We start from the raw sequence: 13,048 nt of genomic DNA on the forward strand, positions 1-13,048 counted from the left end.
GATCCGACTAAAAACTTCTTACATTCACTTGAATAGTATGCTATTATCCCTGCAAATCCTTTTGTTCGTATAAGAAACACAGATGCTTATTGCCTAAGGCATAAGGAGGGTAACGGATGTTAGGTGTTCAGTTGGTACAGGAACAACGTATTCGGCTGTCCATCACGCCGGAGATGAAACAATCCTTTCAATTGCTAACCATGTCTGGTCAGGATCTGACCCGTTATTTGCTGGACGCGGCGGAGGAAAATCCAGTACTTGAGGTGGAAGAACAAGCTGCGCCCCTCGCCCGGATTCCGCGGCGAATGGATCAGCGCAGGTATGGTTCCTATGATCCGCTGCTTCAGGCCAAAGGTGCCGAACCTACTCTGGAACAATTGCTGATTGCGCAAATTCGAGTGATGACAATTCCAGACGAATTGGAAAATATGGCCGTATATTTGGCAGGGTGCGTTAATGATGATGGTTATCTGACGGTTGAACTGGCAGAGGTGCAAGCAACACTTGAGCTTCCGATGAGCAAGATTGCAGCGGGACTGGAGCTTCTCCAATCGCTGGACCCTGCTGGTGTAGGTGCGCGGAATCTGCAAGAATGTCTATTGCTTCAGATCAGACGCGATCCATTGGCTGTTCAGTACGCTGAACGTATGGTGGAAGCGGGATTGGAAGCACTGGTTCCTTTTCACCCAAGTAGAACAGGGAGTCGATTAGGTATGACTTCACGGGAAGCTCAGACTGCCTATGACTATATTACACGTCTGGACCCCAAGCCCTGTCGATCCATCGGATGTACAGAACGGCCACATTACATTATTCCGGATGCCATTGTTGGGTTGCGTAACGGTGAGGTCCATTATAGTTTGCATGCAGCAGGTAACCCTCGTGTATTGATGAATGAAGCGTGCTTCCGCTGGATCAGGGAAGAGGCTCCGGACGCAATCTGGTCTACCCGGGTGGCAGAGGCGAGGGCTATCATTCGGAGTGTACACTTGCGGCGCAGGACTTTAGTACGTGTGCTGACGGCAGTGATGGAAGAGCAGAAGCACTTTTTGGTCAAAGGGCCATCCGCGCTAAAACCACTTAATCTGGCTGTTATTGCAGAGAAGATTGGCATGCATGAATCAACGGTAAGTCGTGCGGTGAACGGCAAATACATTGAGACCCCGCATGGTGTATATGAACTTAGGGCTTTTTTTGCCTCGGGAATCAGTACAACATCAGGGGAGAAAACATCAGCATCAGCGGTGAAACGTAGATTAAAAGAAATCATTCGCATGGAACAGGCTCAGCGTCCATACTCGGATAGTCATTTGGCCACACTGCTCGCCGAGGAGGGGATTGTCATCTCCCGCAGAACGGTTGCCAAGTACAGGGAGGAACTTCAGATTCTGCCTTCCCTTGAGCGTAAACGGTGGGCTTAATCGAATAGCTGGCGTCTTATCATCTCTGAATACAAGAACCCCCGCAAACCGGATAAACGGTCTGCGAGGGTTCTTGTTAATTATTTGTGTTTGGGTTGCTGCATTAGTTTTCCTGATTATCTACAAACGTTCCATATTACGCAGGAAGTGTTCTCCGGCAATCCCTGGTGTAGTCATCTGTTCCGGATGAAGAATCTCTTCCAGTTCTTCCGGTGTCAGCAATCCGCGTTCGAGAATAATCTCTTGCAAGGAAAGTCCAGTCTTGAGTGCTTCCTTCACGATGGAAGCTGCCACATTATAACCTAAGTGCGGATTCAACGCCGTAACCATACTGAAACTTTGGTTCATAATTAATTCGCAGCGCTCACGGTTAGCTTCCATCTCTTCAACTGCATAACGCGTGAAAACATCGATGCCGTTATTCATGATTTTCAGCGATTGCAGCAAGTTGAACGCAATAACTGGGCCCATGACATTCAGCTCGAATTGACCAGCTTCACACGCCATACAGATCGTATGGTCGTTCCCCATCACCTGGAAGGATACCTGGTTAATGACTTCCGCCATAACGGGGTTGACTTTGCCCGGCATAATGGACGAACCTGGCTGACGCGGTGGCAGGCGCAATTCATTGAATCCTGCACGCGGGCCTGAAGCCATCAAGCGAATGTCATTACAGATTTTGGAAAGGTTAACCGCACATACCTTCAGCGCCGCTGAAAGTTCCAGATAGGCATCTGTGTTCTGCGTTGCATCCACGAGATCCTCAGCTGTTTGTAGTGGTAGTCCGGTAACAGCTGACAGGTGCTCTGTAACCTTGACGATATATTCGGGTTTGGCATTCAGTCCTGTACCTACCGCAGTTGCACCCATGTTAATGGTAAGCAAGCGGCGATTGGCGAATTCAAGACGCTCAATATCCCGTCCGATGACACGGGCATAAGCTCCGAATTCTTGTCCAAGGCGAATAGGTACGGCATCCTGAAGATGGGTACGGCCAACCTTGACCACATCGTTGAATTCCACTTCTTTTTTACGGAACGCATCCTGTAGTCTTCTCATGGTAGCGAGTAACGTCTCCGACAGTTGGTACGCCGCAATGCGCAGTGCTGTAGGAACCACGTCATTAGTGGATTGGGACATGTTCACATGATTATTGGGATTGCAATGGAAGTAGTCTCCCTTGCTTTTGGTTAACAGTTCCAGCCCGCGGTTGGCCAAAATTTCGTTCATATTCATATTCATGGAGGTGCCTGCACCGCCCTGAATGGAGTCTACAATAAAATGATCCAGATGATGGCCTTTCATCATTTCTTCAGCCGCCATGACGATCACATCGCCAATCTTGCTCGGCAGCATCTTCAACTCCATGTTGGTAATCGCTGCTGCCTTCTTCACCGCAGCCAGAGCCGTGATCAGCTCCCGGTGTACCGGAACGCCGGTAATCGGGAAGTTTTCCACGGCCCGTACCGTCTGAATTCCGTAATAGGCATAAGCCGGGATTTCTTTTTCACCGATAAAATCTTTCTCCGTCCGTGTGGACATAGTAGACATCTCGTTCGCCTCCAGTGGCATCAATAAAAATAGTTCGGCTCCAGCGTTGCTGAAGCGCACTCAGTATATCATTTAAGCAAAATGGATGCCAATCTAAATCATTTGGCCTCTTGTGCCGATAATAAATAAAATTAGGGATATCCAAGCTTGTCTTATACATTATGCGCTATATGGTAGAGAAGTCATGCATGAACGGCAAGTATGAGGGGGAATAGAACGTTTTCAGTGATGTATATCACATGAAATTTGGTACTTGATTGGTAAAATAGGAAAAAAGGACTACGGGGTGTGCACATGAAATGGACTTTAGGAGCAAAGACTGTCGCAGGTCTGGTACTGATTTCGATTATTACCTACGGAACTAGCGGCTTTTTTATATTTTTTGTCAAAGACTGGATTACATTAGATATTCCGAATTGGGTATACATATCGATCATTTTGATCATGGGAGTATGCTGGAACGGGATTCTGGGATGGTTTGCCTCACGTTGGCTGACTCGTCCAATCGTTCACCTGTCCCGGGCTGCACAGCAGGTTTCAGCGGGGGATCTGACAACTGAAATTCCGCAGCGACGCACGCAGGATGAACTTACTGTATTATATGATGCTTTTCGCGCAATGGTTTCTAACCTTCGAAGCATTGTAAATGATATTGCTGACAGTACAAGAACGACTTCACAGAACGCACAGTCTCTGAGTGAAGCGATTACCCAGGCAGCCGAACAGATCGAGATGATGTCGGATGCAGTGGATCATATTGCGGTAGGCGTAGAAGAGCAGAAGGTCACTTCCCATCAATCTCTGATCACTGCGGATGAGATGCTGAGCGATTTCCAGCGTATGCATAGCCAGTCCATGGACATGACAGAGATGTCCGGTCAGATGGAACGATCGGTGGATCATACAAAACAGACTTTCTCATCGTTGATGAAAGGGATGGACGAGCTGGCCGAGTCGCACAATCGTTCCCGCGATATTATGTTGTTGCTGGAGAAGGAAGCCTCCGATATCGAGGTAATTACCCAGTCTGTCAAAAACATTGCTGAGGAAACTGGGTTACTTGCCTTGAATGCTTCCATTGAGGCTGCACGAGCTGGCGAAGAAGGTTCTGGTTTTGCAGTCGTGGCGCAGCAGATCCGCAAGCTGGCAGACGAAAGTAAGGAATCGGTACACCGTATTAATGAGTTGATTAGTCGTGTGCAAGAGCGGATCAGGGAGACAGCCCAACTGTCTCATGAGCAGCATGGTCTCGTGGTTAATGAATCGGAGCGGACCGTCTCTGTGGATCAGACGTTGCATGAACTGACAGGTACAGTGGAAGTATTTATGAAGGGTGCACATGATATCGGCTCCAAGATTGCAGAACAGACCGGTCGCGTGGAGCAAACGCACGGTCATGTGAAGAAGATCCAAGGGAAAGCTGGATCGTTCTCGGATGAGGCGAGACGAATTATGGATGCCGCACACGAAGAGACAGCCATCATGGAGGAGATTTCATCCTCGGCTGAAGAACTGAGACAATTAACCGATCGGTTATTGGACAAAACCAAAGCATTCCGGATGCAGCCTTAAGCTGTGTTCGGGATTTTTTTTGTTTTTGGAGCACAGTTTTGGCATGATAATTTGCTTATTCTGGTTAAAGCCGAACGTTCTTTCGTGAAAACGAAAATTTGTAAAGATTATTTTATGAAAGATTAACAAATTCGCAACTTGCAGGCGATAAATGAAGATATAATAGGATTATCACAACAGATAAAGGAGCCCAGTATATTGAAAACTTGGACAGGTATCCTGCTGATGATTATTTTGGCGGTAGCTACGATTAGTACAACTTCGGCTGCCAGAACCATGAATGAATCGCAAAAACAGCTTAATATAGATGATCAATCCAGCCAGACCGCAGAGGTCGAGGCTTCCAATATAGATAAACTGCATGACACAGCGAAGACAACACAGGAATCCATTCCTGTGAAAGAGGAATACGTTTCGGTAGCTCCAGAGAATGAGAACGTCAGATTATACCCTATGAAAGTTGAGGGTTCAGGATATATATATAACGGAATGATTTTGGAAGTGGACGGCAAAGTGCAAGAATTTAGTGATTGGCAGGGGGAAGGCGGGTCTTACAAACCCGAAGTGCATGAGCTTGATCTGAATGGAGACGGCCAGAAAGAAATTATTGTTCTGTATACGGAAGGTCATGGAACAGGTATTTATTTGGGACAAGCACGTATCATTAATCCGGTAACGCTGGAAGAGATGAAGATGCAATCTCTGGATGAGATTGCGAAACAACATGTGAAGTCGAAAGTTACGGTTAGATCAGACCGTGTGGATGTTGATGTCGCCGTTGATGGCATTCAAGCAGAACCTTTACGGATCGAGGAAGATACGAGTGGCGGCGTATATAACGAAGAGTTGGGATTCGGTGGAGTAACCTATTACAGTGTAGAGGATGGCCAGCTTGTCGTATCAGCAGCAGGATCTTACGGTGCGGCTTTATATGCGGGTGATCTGACATTCACTTATGAGTATCAAGATGGCGAGTGGAAGGCCGTAGATTTGAAGTACAGCATGGAAGTGTATGAAGAAGAATATTATGAATCTTTTGATTGATATCATCCTGTTGATATCGTAGTGCATCGGGAATTGAAAGTTCTCAAGTGTGGAGTTAAGTGAACATCTGACAAGAATATTTCCTTTCTTCGTATACGGAGAGTAGGAAACAGGGCGAGGCTGAAAAAAATGGGGACATACAGCCTCGTTTTGTGCTGCCCGAAAATAGGCACTGTGTACTAAAAACGTAGGAAACAATTGACATTATCACTTTAGTCGTTTAAATGTATAAAGGACAAATCATTTTAACATTCAGGAGGGATTTTGATGAAGAAAAAGGTTGTACTGGGTTTGATGGTAGGCACATTAACGCTTGGGATCGGCACAGGTGCACTCGCAGCAACAGGACTGGAACAGATTAAAGCCTATCTGAACAGCAAGATTACGCTAAAAATGAATGGTGCCACGGTGACAGCCAAAGATGCCAATGGTAAAACAGTGTTGCCTATCACTTACAACGGAACGACTTATTTGCCTGTGCGTGCTGTGGGATCTTTGCTTGGGACAGAGATCACTTATGACAGTGCAACTTCATCCGTCCTGATTGGCGGAACGAATGGATCTGCGCCCGTAACCAACGGAAAAGTAACGCTGAGTGCACTTGGAACATCCGTACTGGGATCTACCGCTTGGCACACCAAAGATCCTAAGGATACCACATATAAAGGCAAGGATTACAAGGATGTTTATCTGCATAATGATCCTACGAAACAGGGGGATGATATCCAGATTAATACGGGTAAAAAGTATTCTTCTCTGCACTTGGAACTTGCCGCGCTGAAAGGAAATCAGGAGATTCATATCTATGATCAGGATCTCGCGACACTCAAAAAGTTCAATATCACTCCAGAAAGCGGTATGATGAGTCTAGATGTGGATGTTAAAGGTACAGACGCTGTCTATGTAGAGATTGTATCTGAAGATCCGGGTTCGGCTCTGTTTGTACCGCTCACAACATCGTATCTGACGAAGTAAAACACAATCTGCAAGTTTGCGACCTTACAGAAGGGGCAAGACAAGCATAAACATAAAAAAACGATGATTCACTAGGCGATTCCTGAACCGTATCCGGTATTCAGAGTTGCCTGGTGAACATCGTTTTTTATTTTCTTTTTGTTACGAATATTAACGAATGACGGTATCCAGCGGTTTAAGATTGGCTTCAATCTCGGCGCGGCGACCTTCAAGGAATGGAGGCAAAGCAAGCGATTCACCCAGATGCTCCAATTCTTCGTCTGTATCAAATCCCGGACCATCGGTTGCAAGTTCGAACAGAATGCCGTTTGCTTCACGGAAGTACAGGGAGCGGAAGTAGAAGCGATCTACAAAACCGGAGTTAGGGAATTGGAAGTTACGAACCCGTTCCACCCACTGTTTCAGTTCTTCTTCGTTATCCACACGGAACGCAACATGATGTACGCTGCCACGTCCAGGACGCTCTTGGGCAAGGTCATTCCGTTCCTCAACATGCACCTCGGAGCCGCTGCCACCTTCACCGGATTCAAAAACGAGTACATCAGGTTGACCTGGAGTAAAGGCAGGGTAACTTCCTTTAGCTCTGAAACCGAGCAGTTCGGTAAGAACCGGCGCGGTAAGGGAAGCATCTTTTACCGTAAGATGGATAGGGCCTAGGCCTACAATGCCATACTCGGCAGGCACAGGGCTCTGATCCCATGGTTTACCACCAGCGACACCTGTATTATTTTCATCCGAGACCAGAATCAGACGTTGTCCTTCAAAGTCTGTGAACGAAAGCGTGGCACGACCACCCCGTTCAACAATCTCTCCATGTGGGACTTCGAATTCGTCAAAACGTTGCTGCCAGTACGTAAGTGCCGCATCACTTGGAACGCGCAGTGACGTTCCGGATATGCTGTTCACCCCTTCACGAGTCTGTCCGGCCATCGGAATCTCGAAGAAGGTAAGTTCGGTACCCGGATTACCTTTTTCATCGCCATAGAAGAGATGGTAGACGGACACGTCGTCCTGGTTGACTGTTTTTTTAATGAGGCGCAGACCCATGATGTTGGTGTAGAAACGATAGTTCTGATCGGCATGTGCTGTTAGAGCGGATACGTGGTGAAGTCCTTTGATTTGCATAAATAATTCCTCCTAGATGAAATGGGATAGTGTAAATGTTCAGTTGAACGTTTGTTAAGTACGGTATATTTTATTTCAGTTACTAACTTTTCGTTTGTTTTGGTTCTGAATTTATCTTAACATAAAGATATTTAAATTACAATGCTTATTTAGAATTCCAACTGGACAGTACTTTCATTCAATGGCAAAATGAAAAAGTTAACATTAAAGAGAGATAATGTTGGTGAGATTCTTGTAAAGGAGAGAAGAGATGCATGGCGTATCCACCATGGCTGGACCCTTATGATGCAGAGCCGTTTATCCTGTTCTCCACTTCACATATCGTTTCAATTAGCGTAATTACAGCATTGATTGTACTGATGTTTTTGCTTCGACACCATCTTCGATCATGGTCAGAGAGGGCACGCCGCATACTGCGGATTGTTCTGGCTTGTATCATGTTTGCCTCCGAAATCGTGCTGCAGCTCTGGTATGTGTATGGAGGGATATGGAGCCTGCAGACGTCACTGCCACTCGAACTATGCAGTCTGTCTCTGCTATTATCGGCGTTGTTACTACTGACACGCAGTCGACTGTTGCATACTGCACTGCTGTTTGCAGGCATTGCCGGAGCCCTTATGGCGATCCTGACTCCTAATCTGGGTTATGGTTATGCACATTTTCGATTTATTCAATTTTTCGTTGCTCATGCCTGCATTATTCTGGCTTTACTCTACATGACCTGGGTAGAACAGCTGCGACCTAGCTGGAGATCTGTAGCAGGTTCGATGATATTTGTGAATGTGGCAGCACTAATTGTATACATTGTAGATGTCATGCTTGACGCGAATTATATGTTTTTGAGACACAAGCCGAGTACACCCTCGGTGCTGGATATGCTAGGTCCGTATCCCATGTACATCCTTGGGGAAGAGATACTTGCGCTAGTTTTGTTCTCGCTAATGTACATTTTGCTCTTTGCCATTCCAGATCGGTTGAAGCATCGTGTGAAAAAAGGTAAAAGCTCCGCGGTATAGGGATAATCCTTGTAGTTGCGTCTGCGCCGTATTATAAACTCTTTATAAATAAAATATCCCGCAGTAACCTGACTGGATCAGGTCGCTTGCGGGATGTTTGGGCGTTGTCCCTGAATGGGGCCAGCTTTTATATGTTTATCCACGGAGCAGAGATTCCGCACCATCCACGTAGATTCGTGTACCTGTAACATGAGAGGCTTCATCGGAAGCGAGGAACAGAACGAGGTTCGCCACTTGCTTCGACGTTCCAGGTTCGCCCTTGAGCGGATGTTCGTGACCCTCAGGGAATTCAACAGGAATCTGTACTTCTTTCAGATCATCCGACGGGTAGGTGTTATCATCAATGTTGGTATCGATGGCTCCCGGGCAAACGGCATTTACACGGATCTTATAACGAGCCAGCTCCAGTGCAGCCATCTTGGTAAATGCAGTTTGTCCCGCTTTGCTGGAAGCGTATGCAGAGAAACCAATCCCTGAGAAGACCCGGTTACCGTTGATGGAACTAGTGATAATGATGCTGCCGCCATGTTCTTTCAGATGAGGAATAGCATATTTGACGGTTGCGAAGGTTCCGCGCATATTGATCTCCATCGTCTGGTCCCAGTCCTCAATTTCCATCGTTTCAATCGGGGCCATCGTTCCGTTAATGCCGGCATTCGCAAATATGATATCCAGTTTACCCGCTTCAGCCGCAGCCTGATTGATTGCCTTCTGCACATTATCCGGTTTGGAGATATCACATTCGATCACATACGCTTCTCCGCCAGCCTTTTCAATCGTCTGCTTGGTTTCCTCCGCATTTTCGGGTGTGCGATCCAGCATGTACACTTTGGCCCCATGTTCGGCGAATCGAATAGCAGTAGCCTGACCAATACCCGATCCACCTCCGGTTACAATCGCCACTTTGCCTTCCAAACGTTGTTCTGTCATCTCTGATCCCTCCATGAGTTAGATTATCGTTGTACGCTCTACTTCTAACATACCCGGCTCAAGATGCGTGAATCATATGTGTATATATCAAAAAGAACAGGACCGCAATGCGGCCCTGTTCTGTGAGCAGATCATCTTCATGATCTGTCTGCTGTAATATTATTTTGGCATGTGAATGGTAGGAAACACCCTCAGGTCATGCCCTGGTTTACTTATGTTTCTTCCAGTCCATTGCACTGTTATTGAGCAAATACTCGAAATCGTTATCCCGGCGCTTCTGCTCCGCTTGGCGAGCTTCTTCTGCCTGCTGACGTTCCTGCTCTTTAAGAGCCGCCTCGGCAGCCTTGGCTTCATCCGCCTGAGCTTTCAGCTTCTCCAGCACATCACTGCTAAGCAGATCCTTCAGTGTTGTGGGTTTATCCTGTGCTACTGCTGCTTTGGGAGCAGGAGTGCGTTTTTTGGATTTTGCCATAGGAAAATCTCCTTTCCAAACATGAATCAGGTTCCATTTATCGTACAGTAGTCATAGTATATCAGGTTCCCGTAAAGCATTCCATGAATCTGCGGAACAAAAGCAGGAAAACGAGGGTTGCGTGACGAATGAAAACGGGTATAAAATCATATACTATTACCGATACTGCGACTATTCCCTGGAGAAAGGAGTCGTTGTTCGTGGAAGTAAACCGTGGTTTACTGAAAGGGCTTGCATGGGGCGTTGCCTTTAGCTGCCCGTTATGGATTGCGATTATCGGCTGGTTACGTTTGATGGGATGGATGTATTGAGGATGATGCCGGAAGAGGTCATTTTTTATAAAGTCATATATGTAACCGTTATCATTAAAATCAATAAATAAAGCTCTGCCTTGCGAGATACGCACAGGACAGAGCTTTTGTTTGTTTTGCAGTTCATTAACTCATTAACGAGATATAAAAATGAGGTTTCATCTGTTTGGCTAAGCTGCTGATTAAGGCACTTTTACCGGCTCTGGATACTCCAGACCATGGGTGTCTACCGTAACTTTTTTCATGACCTGATCGGTATCGGGTTTGTCCTTGATTTTGCTTATTTTCTGAGCTGCAATACCATCAACGACTTCTAAACCTTCGGTTACTTTACCAAAGGAAGCATAGGCATTATCAAGATGATCCGCGTCAGCTAACATGATGAAGAACTGAGAACCAGCCGAATCCAAATTATCTCCGCGTGCCATGGAAATGACTCCGCGGGTATGATTCAGGTGATTTTTGTGACCGTTGGATGTAAATTCACCCTTAATGGCATACCCTGGGCCACCTCGACCATTACCGTCTGGATCTCCGCCCTGAATCATGAAACCTGGAATAACACGGTGAAAGATTGTGCCATCATAGAAACCCTGATTCGCTAGTGAAATAAAGTTGTTCACCGTATTGGGCGCAATTTCCGGATATAGCTCAATGACGATCTTCTGTCCATCTGCCATTTCAATAGTAGCTACCGGATTGGGACCCGTTGGTTCAACTGGAGCTGGTGTTTCTGTAGCGCCACTCGAAGGGCGTCCGCAACCACTAATGACGATAAGCAGCATCGCAAGAACGAGCGATACTGCGGTTGTTTTTTTCCACCGTAAAGACATAAAAACGTTCCTCCTTGCATCTCTGCATTATATATTTTCTCCAAATCATATTTGGATATTTACCCAACTATCATACCGTTTTTGTGGACAGGATGGCAATGTAATACATGTGTTTGTGGTGAACAAGGGATGGCCTTCATGGAATGATGGGTGTAAAATAAGGAAAATGCTTCCGCATCGGGGACGTACGGGTCTGTTCCGTCCGCTCCAATACACGGCAGTCCCGGCGTCAGTAACGGAAAGGGCGTGCGGGTATATGAACTTCTCGTGGAAGCGCAATCTGGTCATATTGTGGATTGGTGTATTTTTTTGCAGCACCGCCTATTCGATCTCGATTCCATTTCTGCCTCTGTTTCTAAGTGCTGACTTGGGGGTTCGTGATCACCTGGAGTTATGGTCAGGACTGGCATTTGGCATTACGTTTCTTGCGAGTGCACTCGTGTCTCCGTTCTGGGGATCACTGGCTGACAAATACGGACGCAAGCCCATGCTGATCCGGTCGGGATACAGCCTTGCCGTCTTGTATTTAATCAATTATTTCGTGCAGGACCCGTATTCGCTGATTGTTGTTCGATTGTTCCAGGGTCTGCTTGCAGGGTTTGTTCCAGCAGCGATTGCCCTGGTAGGCACAAATACACCTGAAGAGAAGACTGGTTATGCACTTGGTATTATGTCCACTGCAGGAGCCACTGGTGGTATTATTGGACCGTTAATTGGTGGCGTGGTGAGTCATTATTATGGCAACCGGAATGCATTTTTGTTTTCGGCTATTGTTGTGTTAGTCTCCGCGATCATCGCAACCTTCTGGGTAAAAGAAGAGAACTTCAACCGGAACAAAGCGCGTTCCCACGTCATGGATGACATTCGTGAAGCAAGAGCGAATCGTTTGTTTATGACGGTGCTTGGCATGATGGGCATATGTACGTTCTCCGTCATGATTCTGGAGCCATTATTGACGGTCTATGTGATGGAGATGGGCGTTCAGCCGGATCGTGCCTCACTCAGCTCGGGTATTATTTTCTCAGCGGTGGGGGTAGCAACAGTTATTATGGCACCGCGTTGGGGCAAGATTGGTTCAAGGATTGGATACGGTAAAGTGTTGATCATTGGACTGGTTGGTGGGGCTGTAGGGAATCTTCTGCAGTTCTTTACAACAGGTTATATCGCATTCGGCATTTTACGATTTGTGTATGGTTTATTCTTTGCCGCTGTATTTCCGGCAATTAACGCCATGATTGTGCAGGCTACCGCATCGAGTTTCCGGGGCAGGGCTTTTAGTCTGAATCAATCCGCTGCCCAGATCGGGACGATGGCGGGACCGATTATTGGTGGTGTACTTGGGGGCTGGCTGCCGATACGCTGAATATTTATTATTAATGGAGTGGCATTGATCATCACTGCGATTGTAGCGAAGTGGTCAGGATTGGATCACAAACTGCCAGTGGCAAGTAAGGTTTCCGCTAAGCGATGATGCTAAATCACCAAGAGTAAGTGAACTTACAGGTAACAAAAAAGATGACGCTGTGAAATTACAGACGTCATCTTTTTTAAGTCTACTACGGATCTATATAAGTTAGTCATCCGAAGAGGGCTTACGAGAAGCCTTCTCTTTGGGAATGGCATGCTCGACCGCATCACGTTGATCCTCATCCTCAAGTGCTTCGGGAAAGGAGTCCTCAGTGAACAGTCCGAAGTCCGGGTCAATATCCCGTTCGGTCACGAGATTATCCGGTTCATGCACATGCTTTTGGCGATCTTCCTTCATCGTGTATGCACCTCCTCATTCAGGATGTCA

Annotated in this window: 11 protein-coding genes and 1 pseudogene; 6 read left to right on the forward strand and 6 right to left on the reverse strand. The window is 46.6% G+C overall.

Going from position 1 to position 13,048, the window contains the following annotated elements:
• The first annotated feature begins 116 nt into the window (after positions 1–116).
• Positions 117–1,421 carry an RNA polymerase factor sigma-54 gene (gene rpoN, locus MHI48_RS06020; protein WP_405143398.1) on the forward strand — a complete coding sequence of 435 codons (1,305 nt, stop codon included), beginning with the start codon at positions 117–119 and terminating at the stop codon, positions 1,419–1,421.
• A gap of 120 nt (positions 1,422–1,541) precedes the next feature.
• On the opposite strand, the gene MHI48_RS06025 is transcribed toward rpoN, so the two are convergent.
• A complete protein-coding gene (locus MHI48_RS06025) occupies positions 1,542–2,975 on the reverse strand; it encodes an aspartate ammonia-lyase (RefSeq protein ID WP_405143400.1) in 1,434 nt (477 codons plus the stop codon).
• Positions 2,976–3,269: 294 nt separating this feature from the next.
• Between MHI48_RS06025 and MHI48_RS06030 the strand changes: the two genes are divergently transcribed.
• The 3 genes from MHI48_RS06030 (at position 3,270) to MHI48_RS06040 (ending at position 6,566) form a co-directional block, all read left to right on the forward strand.
• The gene (locus MHI48_RS06030; protein WP_405143402.1) at positions 3,270–4,547 is read left to right on the forward strand and encodes a methyl-accepting chemotaxis protein; all 1,278 of its coding nucleotides are present in this window, start codon (positions 3,270–3,272) and stop codon (positions 4,545–4,547) included.
• Between the two features lie 198 nt (positions 4,548–4,745).
• Positions 4,746–5,591, forward strand: a complete 846-nt coding sequence (locus MHI48_RS06035; RefSeq protein ID WP_405143404.1) for a hypothetical protein — start codon at positions 4,746–4,748, stop codon at positions 5,589–5,591.
• A 267-nt stretch (positions 5,592–5,858) separates the two neighbouring features.
• Positions 5,859–6,566, forward strand: a complete 708-nt coding sequence (locus MHI48_RS06040; protein ID WP_339189336.1) for a stalk domain-containing protein — start codon at positions 5,859–5,861, stop codon at positions 6,564–6,566.
• 150 nt (positions 6,567–6,716) lie between these two features.
• Here the strand turns inward: MHI48_RS06040 and MHI48_RS06045 are convergent, their stop codons facing one another.
• Positions 6,717–7,691: a ring-cleaving dioxygenase gene (locus MHI48_RS06045; RefSeq protein WP_076251315.1), complete on the reverse strand. Its 975-nt coding sequence runs from the start codon at positions 7,689–7,691 to the stop codon at positions 6,717–6,719.
• A gap of 254 nt (positions 7,692–7,945) precedes the next feature.
• Here MHI48_RS06045 and MHI48_RS06050 point away from each other — a divergent pair, with 254 nt between their 5' ends.
• On the forward strand, positions 7,946–8,707 hold the full coding sequence (locus MHI48_RS06050) for a TIGR02206 family membrane protein (RefSeq protein ID WP_076251317.1): 762 nt from the start codon (positions 7,946–7,948) through the stop codon (positions 8,705–8,707).
• Between the two features lie 135 nt (positions 8,708–8,842).
• Here the strand turns inward: MHI48_RS06050 and MHI48_RS06055 are convergent, their stop codons facing one another.
• The 3 genes from MHI48_RS06055 to MHI48_RS06065 all read right to left on the reverse strand — a co-directional run bounded on the left by MHI48_RS06055 (position 8,843) and on the right by MHI48_RS06065 (position 11,253).
• Complete coding sequence (locus MHI48_RS06055; protein WP_036612094.1) at positions 8,843–9,637, reverse strand: SDR family NAD(P)-dependent oxidoreductase; 795 nt, start codon at positions 9,635–9,637, stop codon at positions 8,843–8,845.
• A gap of 208 nt (positions 9,638–9,845) precedes the next feature.
• Positions 9,846–10,109 (reverse strand): YqkE family protein, encoded by a 264-nt coding sequence (locus tag MHI48_RS06060; protein WP_036612099.1) that lies wholly within the window; start codon positions 10,107–10,109, stop codon positions 9,846–9,848.
• Positions 10,110–10,602: 493 nt separating this feature from the next.
• Complete coding sequence (locus MHI48_RS06065) at positions 10,603–11,253, reverse strand: peptidylprolyl isomerase (protein WP_339197601.1); 651 nt, start codon at positions 11,251–11,253, stop codon at positions 10,603–10,605.
• Between the two features lie 256 nt (positions 11,254–11,509).
• Between MHI48_RS06065 and MHI48_RS06070 the strand changes: the two are divergent.
• Positions 11,510–12,613: pseudogene (locus MHI48_RS06070) on the forward strand (MFS transporter); the annotation flags it as partial.
• 213 nt (positions 12,614–12,826) lie between these two features.
• On the opposite strand, the gene MHI48_RS06075 reads toward MHI48_RS06070, so the two are convergent.
• On the reverse strand, positions 12,827–13,018 hold the full coding sequence (locus MHI48_RS06075) for a hypothetical protein (protein ID WP_036611535.1): 192 nt from the start codon (positions 13,016–13,018) through the stop codon (positions 12,827–12,829).
• Positions 13,019–13,048: the final 30 nt, after the last annotated feature.

The sequence above is a fragment of the Paenibacillus sp. FSL H7-0942 genome, assembly GCF_045040715.1.
GTDB lineage: Bacteria > Bacillota > Bacilli > Paenibacillales > Paenibacillaceae > Paenibacillus > Paenibacillus amylolyticus.